The sequence below is a fragment of the Glycomyces sp. YM15 genome (assembly GCF_016918015.1).
Taxonomy (GTDB): domain Bacteria; phylum Actinomycetota; class Actinomycetes; order Mycobacteriales; family Micromonosporaceae; genus Glycomyces.
Genome location: NZ_JAERMK010000001.1, coordinates 371,928 through 397,029 on the forward strand (window position 1 = coordinate 371,928; position 25,102 = coordinate 397,029).

Sequence of the window (25,102 nt, forward strand, 5' to 3'; positions counted from 1 at the left end):
ACGGCGGCGGTAAGGGCCGGGCTCCGCTGTATGACGCGGGCGCATATCCCTTGGGGTGTGCGCCCGGTAGCGCTTGTCCTCCACGGCCCGCATCATGCCGAGCGCTTGGCGCGCGACGGAGGCTCGGTGAGGATTTGTTCGGCGAGCAGGCGGTGCAGCCATTCGGCGCGAGTGCGCCTGGCCTGGCGGGAGAGCGCGGCTTCGGGAATCCAGGCGTCGGCCCAGCGGACCTGGGAGTGGACATCTACTTCTCGACCTGCGATTCGTAGTCGGCTTGCGCTGAATCGAGCAGGCCCTCAGGCGTCTGCTCCCCTGCGACCAGCTTCTGGGGGTTGGGTGTCCAGCTCTGGGCGTAGATCGAACCGGTGGCGTTGGCGATGAAGTCCATCGCCCCGTTCGCTTCGCTGATGGTCGCACCCGCTGCGAGCGTCGCGGCGGTCACGGAGCCCTCGGCGACTTCCGGCATGAAACCGTCGGCAGGCCCCATCGGGTGCGAACCGCCGGTCTCGACCTCGATGGTCCGTGCTTCCTCATCGGTCGCCGCCCAATTCAGGAAGAAGCCGGCGCCACCTGGCATCTGCGCATGGAGGTTGCCTGATTCCCAGTCCCCGTTGAACAGGCGACTCCCATTGACGAACCGGCTCATCATCTGCGAGTAGTCGATGCTCCGACGGCCGGGTGCGGGACATCGCGCGGTCCGCGCTAGGGTTGGTCATTCGTCCAAGACGATCGACCAGGAGGCGGGCATGACCGGCCAGACCAATGCCGAACGGGGCCGCGAAGTCCGCGCGCGACTGCTCACCGCCGCGCAGGAGCTCATCGGCGAGCTCGGCTGGAACGGCGTGAGCACCCGGATCCTCGCCGAGCGGGCCGAGGTCCGCCCGGGCCTGGTCCACTACCACTTCGAATCGCTGCAGGCGCTCCTGCGCCAGGCGACAACGGAGGCGATGCGCCCCATGCTCGACGACATGGCCGCGCTCCTCGCCTCCGTCCCGAACCCCGCCGACGCGGTCGAGTCGCTCATGGCCGAGATCGACCGGTACACCGGCACCGACCCCGCCTCCCTGCTGTTCATCGAGGCCTACCTCGCCGCTACCCGCGATCCGATCCTGCGCGGCCAGATGGGCGAACTCGTGACCCGCCTCCGCGCCGCCTTGACCGAGGCCCTGTCCGCCTCGGGCCACCCCTCCCCCGAGGAGGCCGCGATCGTCGTCATGGCCGTCATCGACGGCTTTCTCCTCCATAAAGGACTCGACCCGCGGCTGTCGGCCATCCGCCTCGCACCGATGCTGCGCCATCTCACCGACCCGAACGGAGCACGCTCATGAAGGCCCTCATCTGCGGGGCGGGCATCGCCGGCCTCGCCCTCGCCAACCGCCTCCACCACCACGGATGGGACGTCCACATCGTCGACCACGCCCGCGGCCCCCGCGCCCAGGGCTACATGATCGACTTCTCCGGGCCCGGGTTCGAGGCCCTCACCGCCATGGGCCTGCACGACCGGCTCCGCGCCTATGCCAGCCCCGTCGACGAATTCCGCTACATCGACGACCGCGGGCGCACCACCGTCGCCCTCGACTACGCGGTCTTCTCCAAAGCCCTCAAGGGCGAACTCGTCAGCATCATGCGGCCCGCCCTCGAACAACTGCTCCGCGAAAGCCTGAGCGACGCCATCGACCTGCGCTACCGCACCACCATCGAGCGAATCGACGGCAACCGGGCCGACCTCTCCGACGGCACCGCGATCGAGGCCGATCTGATCGTGGGCGCCGACGGCATTCACTCCCGCGTCCGCTCCCTCGTCTTCGGCCCCGAACCGGACTACCTCCGCTCCCTCGGGATGCGCACGGGCGCGTTCGTCTTCACCGACCCCGAAGCGTTCGAACAGGTCCGCGGCCAGTTCGTGCTCACCGAGACCCTCAACCGCCAGATGGGCTTCTACGGGCTCACCGACGACCGCGTCGCCGTCTTCACCGTGCACCGCACCACCGAGCGGGGACTGCCCGAGGACCCGCGGGAAGCCCTCCGACACGGCTACTCGGGCATGGGCGACCTCGCCGAACGCGCGCTCGCCAGTTGCCCGGCCCCCGACCAGGTCTACTACGACCAGGTCGCCCAGATCCACCTGCCGCGATGGAGCAATGGACCGGTGGCGCTGCTCGGCGACGCCGCCTACGCGGTCTCCCTCATCGCCGGACAGGGCGCCTCCCTCGGCATCGCCGGCGCCTACATCCTGGCCGAACGCCTGCACCGCGCCTCCACCGTGGCCGAAGGCCTCGCCGACTACGAACGGCGCTGGCGCCCAGTCGCAACCGACGTGCAGGCCTCGGCCCGCGACCGCGTCACCGAATGGTTCCTGCCGCGCACTCCGGCCAGACTGCTGCTGCGCCGCTGGGGCTTCCGCGCCATGCACCTGCCCGGACTCAACCGGATCATGGTCGGCTCACTCCTCCCCAAGAGCCACGAGCCGGTCACCGCCCTCGCCGCCTGAACGACGCACCGCGAAGGAGGGTCCGAGCGCTGTCGGCGCCCGGGCCCTCGCCGCCTACCGGTGCGCCATGGCCTTCGCGGTGAGTTCGACCGAGCGGATGCGGTCGGGGACCGCCTCGGCGTAGTGGGCGGTGATGAGCTCGTCGGCGCGGACGGCGGCGGCGAACTCCTCCAAGTAGGCGCGCACGTCCTCCAGGTCGCCGGTGGCGGTGTACTTGGCCATGGCCGAAAGCTGCCGTCCCCCCGCGGAGGCGAGGAACGCGTCGATCTCGCCGTCGGTGTACTCGCGCTTGTCGCCGCGGGCGATGAAGGCGCGGGCGCGGTTGCGGAAGGCGATCGCGCGCTGGGCCTCGGCTTCGTCGCGGTCTTCGGCGGCGAAGACGTTCACGCCCGCGATCACGTACGGCCGCTCGAGCTGCTCGGAGGGCTGGAACTCCTCGCGGTAGGCGGCCACCGCCTCGAACAGGGCGGCGGGCGCGAAGTGGGAGGCGAACGCGTAGGGCAGGCCGAGCTTGGCGGCGAGCTGCGCGCCGAAGAGGGAGGAGCCCAGGAGGTACAGGGGCACGTCGCCTTCGGGGGCGGGCACGGACTGCACGCCCGGGACGCGGGACCGTCCACTGAGGTAGCCCTGGAGTTCGAGCACGTCCTGCGGGAAGGTGTCGGCGGAGGTCGCGTCGCGGCGGATGGCGCGCATGGTCTCGCGGTCGGTGCCGGGGGCGCGGCCGAGGCCGAGGTCGATGCGGCCGGGGAACAGGGTCTCGAGGGTGCCGAACTGCTCGGCGATCACCAGCGGCGAATGGTTGGGCAGCATGATGCCGCCTGCGCCGAGGCGGATGGAGTCGGTGTGGTGGGCGATGTGGCCGATGACGACGCTCGTGGCACTGGAGGCGATGGTCGGCATGTTGTGGTGCTCGGCGTACCAGACCCGCCGGTAGCCGCTGCGTTCGGCGGCGCGGGCGAGTTCGACGCTCGCCGCGAGGCTTTCGCGGGCGGACCGTCCCGGCGCGATCGGCGCCAGATCGAGGATCGACAGGGCTACTGGCATGAGCGGAGCTTCCTTCTCAAGAGGCACGGCCTTACAGGTTGCGGTGGAGGTCGTCGGCGAACGCGCGGATGCGGGCCTCGTCGCGGCGGTAGTAGATCCATTGGCCGCGCCTGGTGGCCTGCAGGAATCCGGCGCGTTGGAGGATCGCGAGGTGCGCGGAGACGGTGGAGGCGGAGGCGCCCGACTTCTGCTGGATGAGCCCCGCGCACACGCCCAGATCGGCGGTGTCCCCGCACGGGAAGTTGGCCTCGGGTTCTTTGAGCCAGTTGAGGATTCGCAGGCGCGTCTCGTTGGAGAGGGCCTTGCACTCGTCGAGCACGTCCACCGCCCTTCGGTATTTCGCTAATTTCCGAAACTATCCCGAATGGGGACGGGCGGCAAAATGAGGCTCGTCACTTCGCGCTCAGGCCCTAGTGGTGCGGATGCCGCTCGAGCGGGGCGGTCGCGGGGCCCTGGAGGACGGCGCCGCCGGTGGAGAACCGCGAGCCGTGGCACGGGCACTCCCAGGTGTGCTCGGTGTCGTTGAAGCCGACCACGCAGCCCAGGTGGGTGCAGGTCGACGAGAGGATGCGCAGGCCGCCGTCCTCGTCGCGGTAGACGGCCCGGAGCGCGCCGTCGAGGCGCATCACGGCGCCCTCGCCGGGCGCGAGCTCGCCGGGTTCGACGGGGACCGTGCGCACGCGATCGCCGATGTAGTGGCGCACCACGTTGACCTGGTTGGCGGCGATGCGGCCCGCCTCCTTCAGCAGGTGGAACCGGCCGGGACCGAACAGCTCGGCCCAGGGCCGGGGCTCGCCGGCCATGTCCCCCGCGATGATGCGCGCGGCCGCGACGCCGTTGCTCATCCCCCACCCGCCGAAGCCGCAGGCGACATGGACGCCGTCCTCTCCGGACAGCGGACCGACGAAGGGGACCCGGTCGGAGGTCGTGTAGTCCTGCGCGGCCCAGCGGTAGGCGATCGGACCGGTCTCGAACCGCCCGCTGGCCCAGGCGGTCAAGCGCTCCAGCCGGAGGCTCGCATCGAGGTCGCCTGGCGTGGCCGCCTCCCCGGTGACGATCAGCAGCCGCCGTCCGTCGCCGTACGGGGCGGTGCGCACCGAGCGAAGGTGCTCCTCGGGGGTGAGGTACATGCCGCCGGGGTCCGCCGAGGCCGGGATCGGCGCGGCCAGCACCATTTCGCGGCGGGGCGTGAGGCGCGCGAACAGCTTGATCCGGTCGATGACCGGGAACTGGGTGGCGATCACGGCCTCGTCGCAGCGGACGCTCCCACCGCCTTCCACGGCGAGGACGTGCCCGCCGTCGCCGGATTCGAGGCCGGTGACGCGCGAGCGCTCGAAGATCTCGCCGCCCTGGGCGACGAAGTCGGCGGCGAGGCCGAGGAGGAACCGGCGCGGATGGAACTGCGCCTGGCCATCGACCCGCACGGCGCCCGCGACGGGGAACGGCAGGCCGGTCTCGGTGGTGAACGCCGCGTCCAGCCCGGCCTCGCGCGCGGCCTCGGACTCCTCCAGCAGGGCCTCGACGCCGTCCGCCGATTCGGTGTAGACGAAGGACGGGGACCGCTCGAACTCGCAGTCGATCCCGAGCTCGTCGGCGACGGCGGCCACGTGCTCGATCGCGTCGGTCTGCGCGTCCGCGTAGGCGCGGGCCGAAGCGGCGCCGAAGGCGTCGCGCAGGTGCGTGTAGATCGCGCCGTGCTGCGCGCTGAGCTTCGCGGTGGTGTTCCCGGTGGTGCCGGTGACGATCCGCTCGGCCTCGACCACGGCGACCGACCGGCCCGCGCGGGCCAGCTCCCAGGCCGTGCAGAGCCCGGCGATGCCGCCGCCGACGACGGCGGTCTCGACGGCGATATCGCCCTCGACGGGCGGGTACGCGGTTGCCTCGGTCGAGGCGATCCAGTAGGACTCGGGCTGGAGCAGCGGGTTCATAGCGACCGGGTACCCCGGGGGCCGCGCGTCACTCCACGCGTTTGACGGGCTGGCGCAGGATCGTCCTGAGCTTGGCCGGGGCGGTGCGGCGGGCGTCGCTGAGGTAGATCTCGTGGTGGTCGCCGTTGAAGGTCAGCTTGTTGTAGGGCAGGTAGTGCTCGTGCAGGCGCTGCAGGACCGGCGTCTCGGCGTCGTACGAGCCGATGTGCAGGGTCTGGACGCAGAGCCCTTCGGTGAAGGAGACGAGCCGCAGGTGCTCGAACGCCGGGTTCGGGTGCTTCGCGGCGGCCTCCCCGGTGGCGGCCGTGACCATCTCCTCGGTGATCCACTCGGGCTGGCCGATCATCATGGTCCACTCCCACGCGCTCTTCTCGCGGGTGAGGAACACGGCCGGGTCGTCGGCCCGCCACAGCCCTTCCATGGGCGCGACCACGAAGTCGCGGCCGAGGGTCCGCTTGCTCGCGAACTTCAACGTGTACGCGGTGCCGTAGAGGGCCGCGACGGCGTCGGCGTACGCGTCCGCGGTGTTCGGATCGCCCTGGCCGTCGACGGCCAGGTACCGGAACTCCGGCACCTCGACGAGGGCGAACGCGTCGCGCGGCGGCGAGTACAGCTGCTTGTAGGCCTTCTTGACGTCGTACTTCTCCATGGGCGCAGTGTCCCATCCAGGTCCGACACTCGGGATCAGATGGCGGTCGGCACCCGGGTGGTCACGAGCCCCACGTCGCCGAGGAAGCGCTCGAGCGCGATCGTCGCGATCCCGGTCGCGACCGAGTTGCCGCGCACGGTGGAGACCTCGATCGCGAGGTCCGCGGCGGAGTGGCCGGGGGCCTCCTCCAGCACGCGGCGGCGCACGGCCGGGAGGAGATGGTCGCCCAGCGCCCAAGCGGTCCAACCGGTCAGGGTGATCATCTCGGGATTGACGATCGCGCACAGGTCGGCGATCGCCGACCCGAGATAGCGGGCGGTGAGTTCGAGGGTCTCGGTGAGCGCGGGGTGCGCCGGGGGTTCGAGCGCCGCCGCCAAGGCCCCGATGAACTCACGCTGCATCGGCACGGAGGCGAGCGGGTGCTCGGGGGCGATCGCGGCGAGGGTCTGCTGGATGCCCGCCGCGCCCACATAGGCTTCGACGCATCCCGAACGGCCGCAGCGGCATTTGCGGCCGTCGAGGGCGAGGAGGCTGTGGCCCCACTCCCCCGCGCCGTTCTGGGCGCCGCGCAGGATCGTGCCCTCCAGGACGATCCCGGCGCCCACGCCGGTGCCGAGGTTGACGGTGATCATGCTCTTGTGCCGCCGGCCCGCCCCGAACCAGAGCTCGGCGGTGGCGATCGCCTTGAGCGGGTTGTCGACGACCATCGGCAGCCCGATGCGCTCGCGCAGCAGGTCGACGTGGAGCCACGGCGCGTTCGGCACCACCACGGCGACCTCGGAGCGGCGCTGCATCCCGCCGGGGAGCGAGATGCCCACGCCGAGCACGTCGTCGCGGGCGGCGGGCGCGCCCTCGGCGGCGCTCTGCTCGAGAGCGTCGTCGAGGGCGCGCGCGATCGCGTCGGCCACGTAGTCGTGCTCGTCGTGGTGCTCGTCGGTGGCGACCTCGGCGGAGGCCAGCTCGTCGAGCGCGGAGTCGAACACGGTCGCCCGCACGTACGTCTCCGCGACGTCGACGCCCACGATGCGGCCGCGGTTCCGGTTGAGCCGCAATGTGGTCGTCGGCCGCCCGATGCGCCCGCCGGTGCGGCGGGCCTCGGTGACGATGCCGCCTTCGAGCAGGTCGCTCACCACCGTGGCCACCGTCGCGTTGCTCAGGCCGGTCACGGCGGCCAGGTCGCCCCGGCTCGCCTCGCCCGCCGCCAGCAGCGCGTGCAGCACGTCGAGCCGCGACTCACTGCGGATGTCGCGCGAGGTGCGCCTGGTGACGGCCATGTGGTTCTCCTGTGCAGCTACTGGATCATTCCGGCGAGGCGGCGGCGGTGACGCGCGCGAGGCGCGGCCGGTCGCCGCCCGCGGTGCCGTGGACCAGCAGGCGCACCGCGCCGGTGTTCCATGATCCCGGGATCCACAGTCGACCGGGATCCCCGCCGGTGAACTTCGGCCGGGCCGCGTCGTCGAGCCACACGCGCCCCAGCAGTTCTCCGCCCGCGAACGCGCTGACGCGCACCTGCTCGCCCTCGAACCGCAGGGAGCGGCCGCCGGACGGGACGGGCACGTCGAGCCAGGCTTCCTCTCCCGGAGCGAGTTCGAGCGGCAGCGCGATCTCGGTCCTGGTGCCGTCCTTCTGGGACAGCGCGAGCAGGTCGTGGTCGGCCTGCGCCTCGACCTGCCAGTCTCGCACGGCCTCCAGGCGCAGCAGGGTCGCACCGCCGCCGTCGACAGGCCAGTGCGGCATGGTGATCGCGATCTCGCGGCCCTGGCCGGGCGCGAAGTGGACCCACGGGTCGTTCGGGCTCACGATGGCGGGGACGCCGTCGACGGTGATCTCGCACGGGGTCTGGAGTCCGTCGAGATGCAGCGCGTAGTGGCCGGCGCCGTCCACGGGCAGGCCGCGCCGGTACGTGACCGGGCGTCCGATCCGGGTGCTGCTCCAGCCCGCGAGGGTGCGCACCGGTGCCGGTTCCCCGGCCCACTGGTCACCGCCGTCGACCGTCCACAGTGAGGCGACGTCCTCGCTCGACACGACCGCCCACACGCGACCCAGGCCGCGCAGCGACCCGATCGCGAGGCCGGGCAGTCGCGAGTCGTCGAAGTTCGCGTGGCCCCAGGTCTCCACGGTCGCCTCGAGCCGCGAGGCTCCGGTGAGCGGGACGCGCACGGTCGCTCCGAACTTCGCGATGCTCGGCAGCGCGGCGCCGTCGAGTGCGAGGTCCACGATGTCGCCCGCGCCCTCGATCAGGAGCTCGTCGAGGCCCTCGACACCGGCGGCGTAGTGAGTGCGGCCCCGGTAGACGCCGACCGCCTCCGAGGTCGGGGGCAGCTCGTGCGCCGCGGTCTCACCGGTGCGGGTCTCCAGGTCGAGACGCGTTGCGATGGTGAGGCTCTCGGGTTCGGGCAGGGCCGGGGAGATGACGCCCGCGGTGCCGTCCGGGGTCGCCACGTCCTCGGGGTGGTGGACCACGACGGTCCACCGGTCGCCGCCGGAGACGACCTCGGTGAGCACCGCACCGCGGGGGCCGGGCGCCTCGATCTCCACGATCTGCACGCCGCCGGCGCCTTCGAGCGCGATCACGCTCGGCACGCGGGAGGCGAATTCCAGGCCCTCGGCGTCGGCGCGAACGAGGTCCGCCGAGGCGAACTTCAGCGTGCCGGGCAGGTCGAAGCCCGCCAGCGGCAGGTCACGGACGACCAGTGCGCACGAGAAGGGCGCCAAGGCGATCGTGAGCTCGGGCAGGCCGCCCGCGGCCGCGAAGACCGCCGTTCCCGGTGCCTCGCCGAGGTTCGGGACGCCGGTGAGCGTGCCGCCGCCGTCGAGGACCAGCGCCGATCCGGAGGCGCTGGTGGGGACGTCGACGCCGAGGACGCCGGCGGCTTCGGTGGTGCGCGCGTTCGCGAGTGCCGGGCCGAGCGTTCGGGTGAGGGCCGCGAGCACGCGGGCCTCGGCCGTCTCCGGGCGGGATTCGCCCACAGGGGACAGGTACCCGCCGAAGTCGTAGTCGTGGGTCATGAACCCGCCCGGGTCGCCCCAGTTGCCGACCGAGGGCGTGTACCCGAAGTCGTAGCCGGAGGCCTGGAGGTAGGGCGCGAGGAGGGTCGCGCCGCTCACCATGAGGCGGCGCAGCGTGGTGTGCGACCGGTTGGTCTCGGTGACGAGCAGCGGGAGTCCCTCGGCGCCCACCAGGTCGGCGTAGCGGCGCACTTCGGCCTCGATGAACGGCGAGCGGTCGTCGGGGTAGAAGTTGAACGCCGGGGCGACGCCGTCGACGCCGCCCGTGGCGCCGTTCAGGTCGCCTTGGCCGGCGCAGGCGATGAGCGGCACGTCGATGCCGTGGCCGATCGCCATGTCCCGCAGCGCGCTGATGTAGGCGTGTCGGTCGTGCGTGTCGAAGAAGTCGAGCTCGTTCTCCAGCTGCACGGCCACGACGCCGCCGCCGCGGCCCCACTGGCGCGAGGCGAGGAGCGGCAGGGCCTGGTCGAACCAATCGCGCACTCTGCCGAGGAACTTCGGTTCCGCCTGGCGCAGTTCGAGCCCGTCTTCGAGCGCGAGCCACGAGGGCAGCGCGCCGCCGTCCCATTCGGAGCAGATGTACGGGCCGGGCCGGGCGATGACCGCGAGGCCGGCCTCGTGGGCGAGGTCGAGGAACGCGCCGACGTCGCGGCGGCCCTCGAAGTCCCACACGCCCGGGGCGGTCTCGTGGAAGTTCCACGGCAGGTAGACGTCGATGGCGCGGTAACCGGTGGCGCGCACCTGCGCGAGCCGCGCCTCCCAGACTTCGCGGGGAAGCCGGAAGTAGAACAGCGACGCGCACAGCAGCGTTTCCTCGCGGTCGTCGAGGACGAGCCCAGAGCGTCCGAGCCGGACGGTCGCGGTGGACGGATCAGTCACTTCACACCAGCACTTCCACCTTGGAGGTTCATTTCGTACAGGTACTTCTGGCCGAGGTAGTAGATGACGATCATCGGCAGGGTCAGGATGATCGAGCCGACCATGACGAGGTTCCACGGCGGCAGCTGCATCTCGTTGCTCGTGCTCGTCATGTACTGCAGGCCGAGCGCGAGCGGCATCTGGTTCTCGGCGTTGAGGTAGATGAGCGGGCCCATGAAGTCGCCCCACGCGTGCGTGAGGGTGAAGATCGCGATCGCGGTGAGGATCGGCCACATCATGGGCAGGATGATCCGGCGGTAGACGCCGAAGTAGCCGAGGCCGTCCATCTGCGCCGCCTCGTCGAGCTCCCCGGAGATGCGGGAGACGAACTGCCGCACCAGGAACACGTTGAACGCGTTGGTGAAGAAGTTCGGGATGATGAGCGGCAGGTAGGTGTTGACCCAGCCGAGCTCCTTGAACAGCAGGAACTGCGGGATCATGGTGATCTGGGCGGGGATCATCATCGTGGCGAGCACGATCATGAACATGACGCCCTTGCCGGGCGCGCGCAGCCGCGCGAAGGCGTAGCCGACGAGCGAGGAGGACAGCACCTGGCCCACGGCCGAGAGGGTCGCGATGATGACCGAGTTGCCGACGAACCGCCCGACCGGCAGGCCCGTGGCGGTGAAGACCTCGGTGAAGTTGCGCCATTCGAACTCGGTCGGGAACACGGTGAACGCGTTCTGCGAGCTCGTCAGGTCGCTCGAGAGCGCGATCGAGATCATGAGGATGAACGGCACGAAGAAGATCGCCGAGACGACCAGGAGCACGGCGTACGTGGCGGGCGAGGCCTTGAAGACCGAGAGGCCGCGCGTGGCGAAATCCTTCTCGGACTTGGGCTTGGCTCCCGTCGCGGCGTCAGTGGCGAGGGCCATCAGCGCACCTCCGTCTCGTAGAAGACCCATTTGCGGGACGTGCGGAAGGCGATCAGGGTGAACGCCATGATCACGATGAAGAGCAGCCAGGCGACCGCGGAGGCGTAACCGAAGTGGTAGAACCGGAACGCCTCGTCGAACAGCAGCGGCACCATCGTCTTGCTGGCGTTGTTCGGACCGCCGGCGGTGAGGATGTAGACCTGCGAGAAGATCTGGAACGCCCCGATCAGGCCCATGATGAGGTTGAAGAAGATCACCGGGGTGACCTGCGGGAAGGTGACGGACCAGAACTGGCGCCAGGGACTGGCGCCGTCGATCTCGGCGGCCTCGTAGAGCTCGCGCGGGATGCCGTTCATCGCCGAGAGCAGGAGCACCGTGGCACCGCCTGCGCCCCAGGCGGAGAGGACGATGAGGGCGGGCTTGACCCAGGTCTCGTCGATGAGCCAGCTCGGACCGTCGATGCCGAACCAGCCGAGCATGTCGTTGAGCGGCCCCGAGGGCGCGAGCACCATCTTGAAGACCATCGCCGTCGCGACGAGCGGGACGAGCGTGGGCAGGTAGATGAAGGTGCGGAAGAGCTTGCGTCCGCGCACCCGCTTGTTGAGCAGGTTCGCCAGCCACACGCCGATGACGAGGCCGAGCGGGACGGAGACCGCCGCGTAGTAGAAGGTGTTCCACAGCGCCTTCCAGAAGACCGGGTCCTCGGTGAGCGCTTCGGTGTAGTTCTGCAGCCCCACCCATTCGGGGGCCGTGAACGAGTCCCACTCCGTCAGCGAGATGTAGACGGAGGCGATCATGGGGCCGAGCAGGAACCCGACGAATCCGATCAGCCACGGCGAGATGAAGAGCCAGAAGTAGAAGGCCTCCTTCTTGCGCCGCGAGGACATCTTGTGGCGACGCCTCCCGGCGCCGCGCGACTCGCGCGCGGCGCCGGGGGCTTCGTCGGCAACGACGACGTTCGACATCGGAGCGTTCCTACTCGATGACCGATTCGAGCTGCGTCTGGATCTTGTCCAGTTCGGTCTTCGCGTCGCCGCCCTCGTTCCAGAAGGTGCCGAGGTTGTCGTTGAAGGTCGCCTGCATCTCCTCCCACTCGGGGATGAAGGGGGCGCGGAAGATGAACTCGGAGGACTCGCCGAACGCGGCCATGTTCAGGCCCTCGGGCGCCCACGCGGGCGAGAGGAACGCGTCGGACTGCTGCACCTGGATGTTGGCGGGCACGTCCTGGGCTTTGTCGATGATGACCGTCTGGGCCTCGGTGTCGGTGAGGAAGTCGATCGCCTCGAAGGCCTTCTCGGGGTTGTCGCTGTCGCGGGTGATGGACAGGCCGGAACCGAAGGCGGAGACCGCCTGCTCCTTGCCGCCCCACAGCGGCGCGATGCCCCAGTTGATGTCGGACTCGAGGAGCCCGCCGATGCCCCAGAAGCCGGTGGCGTTCATCGCGACGGTGCCCGCGGCGAAGGCGGGGTCGCCGCCCATGTCCGGGCCCATGTCCGCGTACTCGGACGCGGTCGGGGCGTAGTGGTACTTGTACTGCAGGTCGTTGGCCCACTGGAGCGCGTCGACGACCTCAGGGGTGTTGACGGCGGGCTTGCCGCTGTCGTCGATGATCTGGCCGCCGTTCTGGTAGGCGAAGCTCCACCACTGGGCCCACCAGCCGGCGCCGGAGAAGCCCCACTGTTCGCCGGGGATGGTCAGCTTCTCCATGGCGGCCTGGGCGTCCTGCTGGGTCCACGCGGCCGTCGGGTACTCGACGCCGGCGGCGTCGAAGAGGTCCTTGTTGTAGTAGAGGATCATCGCGCCCGAGCGGTCGGGGATCGCGTAGGTCTGGTCCTCGAAGGTGTAGAGCTCCCCGGCGGGGCCGAAGCGCTCTTCCATGTTCAGGCCGGCGCCCTCGATGTACTCGTCGAGCGGCAGCAGCTGGCTCTTGGAGGAGTACGAGTTGACGTTCTCGGCCACCTGCATGATGTCGGGGCCGTCGCCGCCCGCGATCATCGTCTGGACCTTCTGCGCGTACTGGTCCGAGGGGATCAGCTGGAGTTCGATCTTGGTGTCGGGGTTCTCGGACTCGTAGAGGTCGATGCGGGCCTGGTAGGTCTCCTTGTCGAGGTCGCCGCCCCAGACGACCATCTTGAGGGTGCCGTCGTCCTCGGCCTCGCCTCCGCCGCAGGCCGCCAGGGCCGCCGCACCGAGCAATACCGTCGCGGCGAGCCCGGCGCCTCTGCGCCATTGAGCCTTGTCCACCATGTCTTCCGCCTCCTTGCGGTCGGGGGTTCGGACGCCGGCGGGCCGCCGGCGCGAGTTAAGACAAGGCAAAATCTAACCCATAGATAAAGGGTTGGATAGATGCGATGGATAACGATTTCGACGCGATGAACATGGGAGGACCGGACCGTGCACGCGCCCCGTGGGCCAATTAGCTAGTATTCCTATCGTTTTAATGGACTTCCTTTTCGGGCGGCATTATGGTGTGATGCACGCCTGTGAGTCTTTCCCCGTGAATAGAGCGAAAGAGCCTGCTATGCCCCAGACATCACCCCGCCGCGGCCTGCGGGCCACCGGCCCCGCCGCCGCGGCGGCCGCCCTCTCCCTCGCCCTGACCGCCTGCGGCGGCGGGGAACCCGCCGAGACCGGTGCGGGCTTCGAGGACTGCCTGAGCGAACCCACCACCTGCAACTCCGGGCTCCGCGTCGACGGCGGCGACCTCGTCTGGGCCGTCGGCGGCACATGGGAGGCCTGGGGTCAGGCCGACCTCTACGGCTCCAGCCTCGCCACTTCGATCATCAACCAGCCGCTGCGCCCCAGCGTCTTCACGTACGACCAAGCGGGCGAGATCCACTACAACGACGGCATCTACACCGAAGGCCCCGAACTGCTCGCGGAAGCGCCGCTCACCGTCGCCTACCACCTCAAACCGGAGGCGACCTGGGGCGAGGGCACCCCGATCGGCCTCGACGACTTCCTCTGGCACTGGAAGGCCACATCGACCGACGACGCCCAATGCGCCGGATGCACCCCCGCCACCGACTACGGCTCCAATGTGGCCTCGATCGAGCAGGGCGAGGGGAACACCGTCGTCGTCACCTACGAGGACGGCTACCTCGACGCCGAGTGGTACGCCGCGCAGGTCATCACCCACCCCGCGCACCTCGCCGAGGCCCGCGGCCACGCCGACTGGCGCACCGACCCCGCCGTGATGGCCGCGTCCGTCGCCGACTTCTCCGAGAACCCGCCCCTCGACTACAGCGCCGGCCCGTTCCGGATGGTCGAAGGCGCACTCGGCGACTACGCCAAGTACGTGCCGAACCCCGAGTGGACCGGCTCGCAGCGCTCCACGCTCGACTCCTTGACCCTGAGGTACATCGAAGGCGCCGACGCCATGGCGACCGAGCTGCGGCAGGGGACGATCCACGGGGCCGCGCCCTCCAGCTTCGACCCCGAGATCCTCGACCAGCTCGCCGGCGAACCGGATCTGAAGTACAGCGTCGCGCCACAGTCCGGCTGGTCCCACATCGACGCGAACTTCGACAACCGGTTCCTGGCCGAGGAGCCGCTGCGCCGCGCGGTCTTCACCGCGATCGACGCCGGCGAGATCAACGCCCGCGCCTACGGCACCGCCTTCAAAGGCACCGAGACGATGACGAACGTGCTCTTCCGCCCCGACTCGGAGTACCACACCGACCAGATCGGCGACTCCGGCCTCGGATCGGGCGACCAGGCCGCCGCCCGGGCCATCCTCGAGGACGCCGGGTACACATGGGAGGGCGACGCGCTGCTCACCCCCGATGGCGAGCCCGTGTCGCTGCGGTTCCGCACCGGCCTCGAAGGCGAGGCGTTCACGCCGATCATCCAGGACCTCGTCATCACCTACCTGGGCGACCTCGGCATCGACCTCACCACCGACCCGATTCCCGGCGGCGAGCTGAACTCGGTGCTCGAAGCGCGCGATTGGGACCTCATCCTGTTCTCCTGGATCGAGACCCCGCTGTTCGCGTCCTCCGCGGCCGACTACTGGGGTCCGCAGGGCCACACCGGCTTCCAGAACGACGAAGTGGACGCGATCATCGCCGAGCTCGCCACCACCCTCGACCGCGACCGCGCCGCCGAGCTCAACAACCGGGCCGCGCAGATCTCCATCGACCGGTCCGTGCAGCTGCCGCTGGCATGGACTCCGCAGCTGGTCATGGTCCACCGGGACGTCGTGAACGTGCGCGACAACTGGGCGACCACCATGCGGGTCTTCTACAACGTGGGGGAATGGGGCTTCGGAGCATGACGGCTCGCCTAGGCTCGGAGCCGTGAGCGGTGCAGCGGCGGAGGTCAAGTCCGAGAGCGTGATCACGGTGCTCGTCGCCGCGCTGATGAACCTCGCCATCGCCCTGGCGAAGCTCGTCGCCGGGGTCCTCGGGGGCTCGGCGGCGATGGTCTCGGAGGCCGCGCACTCGGCGGCCGACACCGTCACCCAGGTCATGCTGTACGTCGCCCTGCGCAGCAGCGCGAAGCCCGCCGACGAGCCGCACCCGTTCGGCTACGGCAGCGCGGCCTACCTGTGGGCGGCGCTCGCGGCGGCGTTCACGTTCGTGGCGGGCGGCCTGTTCTCCATCACGCACGGGTTCCACTCGCTGCGCGACGGCGCCGAGAGCGACTACGTCCTCTCCTACGTGGTCCTGGCGATCTCGTTCGCGCTCGAGGGCATCTCGTTCATTCGGACGATCACGCAGGTGCGGCGCGAGTCGCGGTACTGGAAGGTGAGCCCGGTCCGGTTCCTGCGGCGGACGCCCGACACGACCGTGAAGGCGGTGTTCCTGGAGGACTTCGCCGCGCTCATCGGGTTGCTGCTGGCCGCCGCGGGCCTCGCACTCGCCCAGATCACCGGCGACCCGATGTGGGACGGGATCGCCTCGATCCTCATCGGCGGGCTGCTGCTCGCGGTCGCCGTCCTGCTCGGCCGCGCCAACATCGCGTTCCTCATCGGACTGAGCCTGCCGCCCCGGTTCCGTGACGCGGTGCGCACCGAACTCGAAACGGGCGAGGACATCGCGGCCGTGCAGGAGCTCCTGACGCTCCAGCTCGGACCCGACTCGGTACTGATCGCGGCCAAGATCGACTTCCGCGACAGCGCGACCGGAGAGGCCATCGAACGCTCGAGCCGCGCGGTCGAGGCCCGGCTGCGCGAGCGATTCCCGATGGTGCGGTACGTGTTCCTGAGCCCGTGGGGCGACGCCCCGGAAGGCGGCGAAGCGCCCCGGGAGCTCGGCGAGATCACTCGCCGATGACCTCCTGGGCGGCTTCGAGGTAGCCCCGCATCCCGTCCTGCCACGCGTAGGTCTCCTCCTCGATGTCGAGGTAGTACCGCAGCTGCGCCTGCTCCCAGGCCTCAGCGGCGGCGGCGCGGTAGCCGGATTCGTCGCCGCACTCGGCGAAGTCGACCGCCAGCTCCCGCTCGAACCCGAGCCATCCCTCCACATCGGTCACGTCGGGTGCCTCCGCGGGGATCTCGGGCCAGGCGCCGGTGGTCGGGGTGCCGATGTCGGCCGGGTTCACGGTCTCACCGGAGGCCACCAGGTATTCGCGGACGAGGATCCGGCCGTTCTGGAACTCCCAGCCGGTCGAGCCGCGCTCGTCGAGGCAGTCGAGGAGGTCGGCTTCGGCGTCGGCCGTGCGCACGACGTACCGCTCGTGCAGCCCCTGCCCGTCGCCCGTGGGCGGTTCGGGGCGGGAGATCCAGTCGGTGAATCCCTCTTCTTCGTTCTCCACCGGTTCGAGTTCGCCGTAGACGGCTTCGATCATCTCGAGCAGGCAGCCTTCCGGCGGCGGGCCGCCGTAGGCGTCCCCACCGCTCGGGTCGGCCGAGTCGCCGGCCAGTTCCGGATGGTTGTCAGCGGCCCACGGCTCGCCCGCGTACGCGACGTACCAGGCGTACTGGTCCTCGGGGTCCTGGAGGTAGAACTCGTCGAGCTCGGTCGCCTCCCCCGATAGGACTTCCAACGCCTGCGCGGCGAACTCGGGCGAAAGCGTCGCCGCGAGGAAGGCCTCCTGCTCGATCAGCCACTCGGCGTACAGTTCGGGCTCCGCTTCCTGCGCGCCGTCGAGGGCGGCCCACTGCCAGAAACCGCGGCGCTCCGCGTCCTCGACGGTGGGGAGGAAGGCGGCGTACTCGGGCTCGCCCAGGAAGGACTCGCGTTCGGCCGGGACCATGTTCTCGAATCGGGCCTGGTCGTGGAGTGTGAAGCCCTGCGTTTCGAGGCAGTCCTGGACGATCCGGGCCTCGGCGGCGTCCAGTTCGGTGGTGAGGCGGATGCTTTCGTTGTACATCTCGGTGAGGCGGCCGTCGTAGGCGGCGAAGTCGAGGTGCTCCTCCTCGCCTTCGAACCAGGCGCAGCCGGAGGCGGCGGTGAGGACCGAGGCGGTCAGGGCGGCGGTGCCGATTCGCTTTCGCAGCACGGGGATCCCATTCGTCGGAGTCGTCGCCGCGTAGACGCGTCGGGCCCGTGCTCGGGTTGCACCGCTTCGCGGCTTCTTCTCCGGCACGCGAAAGGGCCGCCTCCGCGAGGCGGCCGGGCGCACCGATCCGATCGACCGGTGCGCCCGGGTTCCGCCGTCAGCAGAGCTTTCCCGCCCCGGCCCAGGCCTGGACCAGGTACGGCACGGCCCTGGTGGTGTGGATCTTGCCGTGGAGCTCCGGGAACTCCGTGATCTCGCCCGTCATGGGCGCTTCGGGGTGCGCCTCGTTCCAGGCCGCCAGGAGGTCGACCCGCTCGCCGTTGAAGAGGCTGCCCTCGATGTGCATGGCGTCGCCGCCCCAGTTGTAGAGCACCTGCGAGGGCTCGACGCCCTCCATCTCCCAGGCGTTGTTCTCGGCGTAGATCGCCGAGAACTTGCCCGCGCCGATCGAGTAGTAGTACGGGTAGTCGGTGTCGGGGTCCCGCGTGAAGTAGTTGTTGTAGACGTGGGCCTGGCCCCAGCGCAGTCGCGGGGAGCGCTGGCCGGTGGTGTCGAACCAGTTGTGGTGGATGGTGACCCGCAGCTTGTCGGCCTCGCCGTAGCGGTCGGAGTCGGTGTTGCCGATGAGCATGGTCTTGTCGTGCGCGCCGATGTGCGACCAGGAGACGGTGACGAGGTCGGAGGCGCGCACGATGTCGATGCCGCCGTCGAGTCGCTCGACGTGGGCGCCCCAGATCTCGGGTTCGGCGTAGTCGTCGTAGTCGCCGTCGTCGACGGTGAGGTGGTCGAGCCACACGTGGGTGGCGCCGCTCAGCTCGAAGTTGTCGAACTCGCCGTCCCAGGCGTCGCCCTCCCAGGCGGGGAAGCAGTCGTAGGAGTTGTGGATGCCGAGGTTGCGGACGATCACGTTGTCCACGTTGCTGATGTAGAACGAGCCGTGGGTGACCGAGGCGGCGCCGTCGCCGATGATGGTGGTGTTGGCGCCGATGGCGAGCAGGACGTGCGCGCGGTAGGCCTTGTAGGAGCGGACCCGGGCCTCTTCGACCGGCCCGGTGGGGGCGTTCCAGCCCCAGACCTCGGGGTCGTAGGTCTCCAGGTAGGACTCCCAGGTGTAGCCGGGGTCGTTCCAGTCCTCGCAGGTGAGGGCGTTGCCGTCGGCGTCGGTCCAGGCGTCGATGTCGCCCTTGACCTTGACGATCTTGGGCTCGTCGCCTTGCACGGCGGCCTTGAGCTCGGCCCAGGTGTCCACGGTGTACACGTGGTCGCGGTCGGCGTCGGAGCCGCCGGTGGTGCCGCCGTCGTAGGCGGCCCACCCGTCGTCGGCGGCGAGGACCTGGCGGCCGAGATCCTGGTGGCGGCCGCCGGCTTCGGCCGCACCGGGGACGGCGGTGGCGGCCAGCGCGGCCAGCGCGGTGGCGGTGAGGAGGCGTTTGACAGGACCGTTCATCGTCGAATGTCCTTTCAGGGGCGTGTGAAGGGAAAGCGGTTGCTTGCAACCGATTGCCCAAGCTTTCCGCAAGCGGATCGCCTTGTCAAGCATTCGACTATGTCAATGTGATGGGAACGCGAAAGGCCGCCGGGAGTCCCCGGCGGCCCTGCGTGGTCGTCTTAGCCCTGGAGTTCGGACAGCGCCTTCTGCCAGGCGCCCTGGTCGCGGGCCTCGCCGGGCAGGTTCATCTCGGCGAAGCGGACGACGCCGGTCTTGTCGATGACGAAGGTGCCGCGGTTCGCCATGCCCTTCTCGTCGTTGAAGACGCCGTAGGCCTGCGCGACCGCGCCGTGCGGCCAGAAGTCGCTGAGCAGCGGGAACTCGAAGCCCTGCTGCTTGGCCCAGACCTTGTGGGCGAACGGGGAGTCGACGGAGACGCTGAGGACCTGGACCTCGTCGCTCTGGTAGGCGTCGAGGTTGTCGCGGATGCCGCAGAGCTCGCCCTCGCAGACGCCGGTGAACGCGAACGGGTAGAACACGAGCAGGACGTGCTTCTCGCCGAGGAAGTCGGCGAGGCTCACTTCCTGGTTGTTCTGGTCTTTCAAGGTGAAGCCGGGGGCCTTGGTTCCGGTCTCGATCGGCATGCGCGCTCCTCGCGGTGCGGCCCTCGGCGGAGGGCCTCTGATTCCTGACGCGCTGAACGTTAGCGCCAGGCGTCCGCACCGGTGACCGGGGCCGCCCGAAAGCGGACCCTCACGACATTCCGAGGGCTCAGCGGCGGGCGACGACCATCCGGGACGCGACCCAGTCCGGGGAGGCGTGCAGGGTCTTGGTCGATTTGAGACCGGCGAGGGTCGTCGACTCCTCGATGTCGGCCGGTTCGATGTGGCCGGGCCGTCCCGCCTTGGGGGTGAGCAGCCACACGACGCCGTCGTCGGCGAGCGGGCCGCGGGCGTCGAGGAGGAGGTCGACCAGGTCGCCGTCCTCTTCTCGGCACCACAGGAGCACCGCCCCCACGATCTCGTCGGAGTCCTCGTCGAGGAGTTCCCCGACCGCCTCGATGACGGCCCTGCGCAAGGCGGCGTCGACGTCGGTGTCGAAGCCGATCTCCATGACGGACTCGACGCCTTCGAGTCCGAGTCGCTGCACCACGCTCGATGAGTCCACCGGGCTGCTCGGAGCGTTCACTGCGTCCCCTCCATTGGTCGGGCTGCCAGAGCGTCCGCTCTGCTCTGCACAGCATATGAAGTAGACCATAGGCGCCGTGTCATATCCAGCGCTCGCGCACGCGCGCGGAAAGAGGGGGCGCGCGTCGGTTCGCAAAGCCGTTCAAGGGCTTCGTGCGGACACGTTCACATGGCGGTGATCTCGCTTTCCGGGACGGCCTTCACGGCGCTGCAGGTGAGCGGGTTTCGTAGTCGCGGGGAGTGTGGGCGCGGTCGCATCAAGGCGGGTGGGTCGACGATGCTCGCGGTAGATTCAAGGGAGGATGGTAGAAAACGATGACACTCTGCTGCCTGAAGAGCAACCCTGCAAAGCCGCAGTCTTAGAACGAGGGATCGCCCGTGACCACGGAACAGAACCGGCCGCCCATCAGTGACGGATTGCCGACCCAAGGACCGGACACTGACCCTGGGGAGACCAGCGAGTGGCTGGAATCCCTGGACGGCCTCCTCGACGGCGGCGGGCGCACCCGTGCCCGCTACGTCATGCAGCGACTGCTCGAGCACGCCCGCAAGCGCCAGATCGGCGTACCGGCGTCCACGAGCACCGACTATGTGAACACCATTCCCGTCGAGGCCGAGCCGCACTACCCCGGCGACGAGGCCGTCGAGCACCGCATCCGCTCGTACGTGCGGTGGAATGCGGCGATGACGGTCCACCGCGCGCAGCGACCCGGCATCGGCGTGGGCGGCCACATCTCGACCTACGCCTCCGCGGCGAACCTCTACGAGGTCGGCTACAACCACTTCTTCCGCGGCCGCGACCACGAGGGCGGCGGCGACCAGATCTTCTTCCAGGGCCACGCCTCCCCCGGCATGTACGCCCGCTCCTTCGTCGAAGGCCGCCTCACCGAGGACGACCTCGACGGCTTCCGCCAGGAGGTCTCGCGGCCGCAGGGCGGGCTCCCCTCCTACCCGCACCCGCGCCTCATGCCGGACTACTGGCAGTTCCCGACCGTGTCGATGGGCCTGGGCCCGATCAACGCGATCTACCAGGCGCTGTTCAACCGCTACATGGACGACCGCGGCATCAAGGACACCAAGAAGCAGCAGGTCTGGGCGTTCCTCGGCGACGGCGAGATGGACGAGGTCGAGTCGAGGGGCGCGCTGCAGTTCGCGGCCGGCTCCGAGCTCGACAACCTCACGTTCGTCGTCAACTGCAACCTCCAGCGCCTCGACGGCCCGGTGCGCGGCAACGGCAAGATCGTGCAGGAGCTCGAGTCGTACTTCCGCGGTGCGGGCTGGAACGTCATCAAGGTCATGTGGGGCCGCGAGTGGGACCCGCTGCTCGCCGCCGACGCCGACGGCGCGCTGGTGAACCTCATGAACACCACCCCCGACGGCGACTTCCAGACGTTCAAGGCCGAGTCGGGCGCGTTCATCCGCGAGCACTTCTTCGGCCGCGACACGCGCACCAAGGCGCTCGCGCAGCCCCTGTCGGACGACGACATCTGGAACCTGCGCCGCGGCGGCCACGACGACCGCAAGATCTACGCCGCGTACAAGGCCGCGATGGACCACGAGGGCCAGCCGACGGTGATCCTCGCGCACACCGTCAAGGGCTACAAGCTGGGCTCGACCTTCGAGGGCCGCAACGCGACCCACCAGATGAAGAAGCTCTCGCTCGACGACCTCAAGGGCTTCCGCGACGCCCTCGACATGCCCGTCACCGACGCGCAGCTCGAGGCCAGCCCGTACCTGCCGCCGTACATCAAGCCCGAGGCCGGTTCGGCCGAGGATGAGTACCTGCGCGCCCGCCGCGCCGCCCTCGGCGGTTCGATCCCCAAGCGCCGCAACACGGTCATCCCGCTGAGCCTGCCCGGCGAGGAGGCGTACAAGTCGACCCGCCGCGGTTCGGGCAAGCAGAAGGCCGCCACGACCATGGCGCTCGTCCGCCTGCTCAAGGACCTCATGCGGGACAAGGAGACCGGCAAGCGCTGGGTGCCGATCATCCCCGACGAGGCGCGCACGTTCGGCATGGACGCGATGTTCCCGACTGCGAAGATCTGGTCGACGCACGGCCAGCAGTACCTGTCGGTGGACCGCGACCTGTTCCTCTCCTACAAGGAGTCCGCGCAGGGCCAGCTCATGCACGTGGGCATCAACGAGGCCGGTTCGATGGCCGCGTTCACCGCCGCGGGCACCGCGAGCGACACGCTCGGCGAGCCGATGATCCCGTTCTACATCTTCTACTCGATGTTCGGGTTCCAGCGGACGGCCGACTCGATCTGGGCCGCCACGGACCAGCTCGCCAACGGCTTCCTCATCGGCGCCACCGCCGGCCGCACCACGCTCAACGGCGAGGGCCTGCAGCACGAGGACGGCCATTCGCTGCTCCTCGCGCACACCAACCCGGCGGTCGTGTCCTACGACCCGGCGTACGGCTACGAGATCGGGCACATCGTCCAGGACGGCCTGCGCCGCATGTACGGCGAGGGCGAGCACGTCTTCTACTACATGACCGTCTACAACGAGCCGATCGTGCAGCCCGCCGAGCCCGAGAACGTGGACGTCGAGGGCATCCTCAGGGGCATCCACAAGGTCCGGTCCGCGGAGGGCTCCGGCCCCCGAGTACAGCTGCTGACCTCGGGTTCGGGCATGGCCTGGGCCATGAAGGCCGCTGATCTGCTCGCCGCCGACTGGGACGTGGCCGCCGACGTCTGGTCGGTCACCTCGTGGACCGAGCTGAGCCGCGACGGCATCGACGCGGACCGCCACAACCTCCGCCACCCGGAGGCCGAGAAGCGGATCCCGTACGTGACCTCGAAGCTCTCGAGCGCCGAGGGCCCGTTCATCGCCGTCAGCGACTACATGCGGGCCGTGCCGGACCTCATCAGCCGCTGGGTGCCGGGCGACTACACCTCGCTGGGCACGGACGGCTTCGGCCACTCCGACACCCGCGGGGCCCTGCGCCGCCACTTCAACGTCGACGGCGAGTCGATCACCGTGGCAGCCCTCCAGCAGCTCGCCGCCCGCGGCGAGGTCAAGCCGGAGCTGGCAGCCCAGGCGGCCGCCAAGTACCAGATCACCGACCCGACCGCCGCCGAAGCCGGCGAAGCGGGCGGCGATTCGTAAAGCGCCACAACGAAACGGGCCGGGAAGCATCCGCTTCCCGGCCTGTTTCGTCCGCTCCGGCCGGTGGACGCGCGCGGCTACGCTGAGGGCTTCGCCGCACCCTCGCCGTACGGAGCCGACATGTCCTTCGACACCCCTTCCGAATCCCTCGCCGACGTCTTCGTCCGCGGCGTCGAACTCCTCGGCGACGAGGACCTGGTTCGGGCCGCGGACTGCTTCGAGCACCTCTTGGACTACGACCCGCGGGCCTTCGACGCGTGGCTCGGGCTCCACGCCTGCGGGGAGCGCCAGGGCGAGGCGCTGCAGCGGATGGTGGAGTATCACCAGTACACCGGGCGGCTCCGGGAGGAGACGGGCATCCGGCTGCAGTCCTCGTTCCTGCTCGGGTCGTTCGTCGGATACTCGCTGGAGAACCCGTGGGAGGCCTGGCTCGCGCAGATGGCGCGGCTGATCGAGCAGCGCGAGTTCGAGCGGGCCCGCCGCGAACTGGAGGCGGTCGACCCGCAGGACGACACGACCCGGTTCCTCCTGACGCGCTGCGCGTTCGAGCAGGAGGACTGGGAGCGGGTGCTCACCGAGGCGCGCGAGATCGGGGACGGCCCGATGGGCGACGAGGCGCAGCTCTACATCGGATCGTCGCTGGTGCATCTGCAGACCTACCACGAGGCACTGAAAGTCCTCGACGGCCTCGCGCACGCCACGGAGAACCCGTACTTCGAGGCGTACACGGTCTTCGTCCGGGGCCACGCGCTGCAAGGCCTCGGCCGGACCGAGGAGGCCGCGCAGGCCTACCAGCGCGCCTACCGGCTCGCCCCCGACGCCGAGGGCTTCGCCGAGCAGGCGCTCGCCTCGCGGGCGAACACGGCGCAGGTGAAGGTCCAGCTCAACATGGTCCGGGACGAGGACCCCGACATCGCCCCCGAGTGGACGGGGAACGACCAGGAGGCCCACCTCCGGCGGGCCGCACGCAGGCTCGACGAGATGATCGGGCTCGAACCGGTCAAACAGCAGATCAACATGCTCGAGGCGCAGTACCGGATGGCGGCCCTGAAGAAGGAGCGGGGTTTGCGGGCGGCGAGCCGGCCGCAGCACTTCGTGTTCACCGGCCCGCCCGGCACCGGCAAGACGACCGTGGCCCGCATCGTCGGCGAGCTGCTCGCCGGGCTCGGCCTGCTCGAGCACGGCAAGGTCGTGGAGACCCAGCGCGGCGACCTGGTCGGCCAGCACCTCGGGCACACCGCGCAGAAGACGCGGGAGAAGATCGAGGAGGCCGTGGGCGGCGTCCTGTTCATCGACGAGGCGTACTCGCTCGCGCAGGAGGGGATCCAAGGCGGCGACGCGTTCGGCGACGAAGCGCTGCAGGAGATCCTCACGGCCGCCGAGAACCGCCGCGACGAACTCGTCATCGTCCTCGCGGGCTACCCCGACGAGATCCACCAGCTGCTCGGCACGAACCCGGGTCTGCGCTCGCGCTTCCCCACGGTGGTCGAGTTCCCTTCGTATTCGGCGCCGGAGCTCCTCGAGATCGCCCACCTGGTCCTCGACGCCGACGGGGAGCGGCTCTCGCGCGAGGCTGCGGAGGCGCTGCTGGAGCTGCTGGAGACGGTGGTCGCCTCCGGCGCGATCGACCCGCTCGGCAACGCCCGCTTCGCCCGCGAGGTGTGCCGCAAGGCCGCGGCCCGCCGCGACCTGCGGCTGATCGAGGCCCACAACGAGCCCCACGAGCCGTCCCCGTCGACCCTGACGAGCGATCAGCTCACCACCATCGAGGAGTCCGACGCCGTCGGGGCGTTCCGCGAGCTGGCGGGCGGCCTGCCGCAGGCGCGGCTGGGCGGCCGGCGCCGGGCGGCGGGGGCCGGCGGCTCCTAGTACGCGATAGGGCGGGGGCGCGGGCCCTTCGAGCGGGCCCCCCCCCACGCGGGGCCCGGCGCAGTGGCGGGGGGCGGGGGCCCCCGTCCTGGGGGGGGGGGGCCGCGGCGGCGCCGCCCCCCCCCCCCCGCCCTATCGCGTGCCCGTA

The 25,102-nt window shown here is 70.1% G+C and carries 20 protein-coding genes; 6 read left to right on the forward strand and 14 right to left on the reverse strand.

Annotated features, from left to right (window positions below; genetic code table 11):
* Positions 1–244 precede the first annotated feature (244 nt).
* A complete protein-coding gene (locus JHY01_RS01710) occupies positions 245–646 on the reverse strand; it encodes a hypothetical protein (protein ID WP_205323853.1) in 402 nt (133 codons plus the stop codon).
* 100 nt (positions 647–746) lie between these two features.
* On the opposite strand from JHY01_RS01710, the gene JHY01_RS01715 reads away from it, so the two are divergent.
* Positions 747–1,328 (forward strand): TetR/AcrR family transcriptional regulator, encoded by a 582-nt coding sequence (locus JHY01_RS01715; RefSeq protein ID WP_205323854.1) that lies wholly within the window; start codon positions 747–749, stop codon positions 1,326–1,328.
* Entirely contained in the window at positions 1,325–2,491 is a 1,167-nt protein-coding gene (locus tag JHY01_RS01720; protein WP_205323855.1) for an FAD-dependent monooxygenase, read from the forward strand. Before JHY01_RS01715 ends, JHY01_RS01720 begins: the two co-directional genes overlap by 4 nt.
* A gap of 54 nt (positions 2,492–2,545) precedes the next feature.
* Here the strand turns inward: JHY01_RS01720 and JHY01_RS01725 are convergent, their stop codons facing one another.
* From JHY01_RS01725 to JHY01_RS01765, 9 genes are all read right to left on the reverse strand, one after another.
* A complete protein-coding gene (locus JHY01_RS01725) occupies positions 2,546–3,535 on the reverse strand; it encodes an LLM class flavin-dependent oxidoreductase (RefSeq protein ID WP_205323856.1) in 990 nt (329 codons plus the stop codon).
* 31 nt (positions 3,536–3,566) lie between these two features.
* Complete coding sequence (locus tag JHY01_RS01730) at positions 3,567–3,860, reverse strand: helix-turn-helix transcriptional regulator (RefSeq protein WP_205323857.1); 294 nt, start codon at positions 3,858–3,860, stop codon at positions 3,567–3,569.
* An 85-nt stretch (positions 3,861–3,945) separates the two neighbouring features.
* Positions 3,946–5,463: an FAD-dependent oxidoreductase gene (locus JHY01_RS01735; RefSeq protein WP_205323858.1), complete on the reverse strand. Its 1,518-nt coding sequence runs from the start codon at positions 5,461–5,463 to the stop codon at positions 3,946–3,948.
* A gap of 28 nt (positions 5,464–5,491) precedes the next feature.
* Positions 5,492–6,112, reverse strand: coding sequence for a GyrI-like domain-containing protein (locus JHY01_RS01740; protein WP_205323859.1), 621 nt, complete (start codon positions 6,110–6,112; stop codon positions 5,492–5,494).
* Between the two features lie 35 nt (positions 6,113–6,147).
* The gene (locus JHY01_RS01745; protein WP_205323860.1) at positions 6,148–7,386 is read right to left on the reverse strand and encodes an ROK family transcriptional regulator; all 1,239 of its coding nucleotides are present in this window, start codon (positions 7,384–7,386) and stop codon (positions 6,148–6,150) included.
* A gap of 25 nt (positions 7,387–7,411) precedes the next feature.
* Positions 7,412–10,000 carry a beta-galactosidase gene (locus JHY01_RS01750; protein ID WP_205323861.1) on the reverse strand — a complete coding sequence of 863 codons (2,589 nt, stop codon included), beginning with the start codon at positions 9,998–10,000 and terminating at the stop codon, positions 7,412–7,414.
* Positions 9,997–10,914 carry a carbohydrate ABC transporter permease gene (locus JHY01_RS01755; protein WP_205323862.1) on the reverse strand — a complete coding sequence of 306 codons (918 nt, stop codon included), beginning with the start codon at positions 10,912–10,914 and terminating at the stop codon, positions 9,997–9,999. Before JHY01_RS01755 ends, JHY01_RS01750 begins: the two co-directional genes overlap by 4 nt.
* Positions 10,914–11,801, reverse strand: a complete 888-nt coding sequence (locus tag JHY01_RS01760; RefSeq protein ID WP_374199474.1) for a carbohydrate ABC transporter permease — start codon at positions 11,799–11,801, stop codon at positions 10,914–10,916. Before JHY01_RS01760 ends, JHY01_RS01755 begins: the two co-directional genes overlap by 1 nt.
* Before the next feature lie 88 nt (positions 11,802–11,889).
* Positions 11,890–13,161: a sugar ABC transporter substrate-binding protein gene (locus tag JHY01_RS01765; RefSeq protein WP_205323864.1), complete on the reverse strand. Its 1,272-nt coding sequence runs from the start codon at positions 13,159–13,161 to the stop codon at positions 11,890–11,892.
* A gap of 274 nt (positions 13,162–13,435) precedes the next feature.
* Here JHY01_RS01765 and JHY01_RS01770 point away from each other — a divergent pair, with 274 nt between their 5' ends.
* On the forward strand, positions 13,436–15,190 hold the full coding sequence (locus JHY01_RS01770; protein ID WP_205323865.1) for an ABC transporter substrate-binding protein: 1,755 nt from the start codon (positions 13,436–13,438) through the stop codon (positions 15,188–15,190).
* 22 nt (positions 15,191–15,212) lie between these two features.
* Positions 15,213–16,190, forward strand: coding sequence for a cation diffusion facilitator family transporter (locus JHY01_RS01775; RefSeq protein WP_307814147.1), 978 nt, complete (start codon positions 15,213–15,215; stop codon positions 16,188–16,190).
* Here the strand turns inward: JHY01_RS01775 and JHY01_RS01780 are convergent.
* The 4 genes from JHY01_RS01780 to JHY01_RS01795 all read right to left on the reverse strand — a co-directional run bounded on the left by JHY01_RS01780 (position 16,177) and on the right by JHY01_RS01795 (position 19,975).
* Positions 16,177–17,358 (reverse strand): hypothetical protein, encoded by a 1,182-nt coding sequence (locus JHY01_RS01780; protein ID WP_205323866.1) that lies wholly within the window; start codon positions 17,356–17,358, stop codon positions 16,177–16,179. The genes JHY01_RS01775 and JHY01_RS01780 overlap by 14 nt on opposite strands.
* A 157-nt stretch (positions 17,359–17,515) precedes the next feature.
* A complete protein-coding gene (locus JHY01_RS01785; RefSeq protein WP_205323867.1) occupies positions 17,516–18,805 on the reverse strand; it encodes a polysaccharide lyase family 1 protein in 1,290 nt (429 codons plus the stop codon).
* A gap of 161 nt (positions 18,806–18,966) precedes the next feature.
* Positions 18,967–19,431 carry a peroxiredoxin gene (locus tag JHY01_RS01790; RefSeq protein ID WP_205323868.1) on the reverse strand — a complete coding sequence of 155 codons (465 nt, stop codon included), beginning with the start codon at positions 19,429–19,431 and terminating at the stop codon, positions 18,967–18,969.
* 127 nt (positions 19,432–19,558) lie between these two features.
* Complete coding sequence (locus tag JHY01_RS01795) at positions 19,559–19,975, reverse strand: DUF3052 domain-containing protein (RefSeq protein WP_307814148.1); 417 nt, start codon at positions 19,973–19,975, stop codon at positions 19,559–19,561.
* Positions 19,976–20,352: 377 nt separating this feature from the next.
* Here JHY01_RS01795 and aceE point away from each other — a divergent pair, with 377 nt between their 5' ends.
* Both aceE and JHY01_RS01805 read left to right on the forward strand, forming a co-directional pair.
* A complete protein-coding gene (gene aceE / locus JHY01_RS01800; protein ID WP_205323870.1) occupies positions 20,353–23,085 on the forward strand; it encodes a pyruvate dehydrogenase (acetyl-transferring), homodimeric type in 2,733 nt (910 codons plus the stop codon).
* Positions 23,086–23,205: 120 nt separating this feature from the next.
* Positions 23,206–24,954: an AAA family ATPase gene (locus tag JHY01_RS01805; RefSeq protein WP_205323871.1), complete on the forward strand. Its 1,749-nt coding sequence runs from the start codon at positions 23,206–23,208 to the stop codon at positions 24,952–24,954.
* Positions 24,955–25,102: the final 148 nt, after the last annotated feature.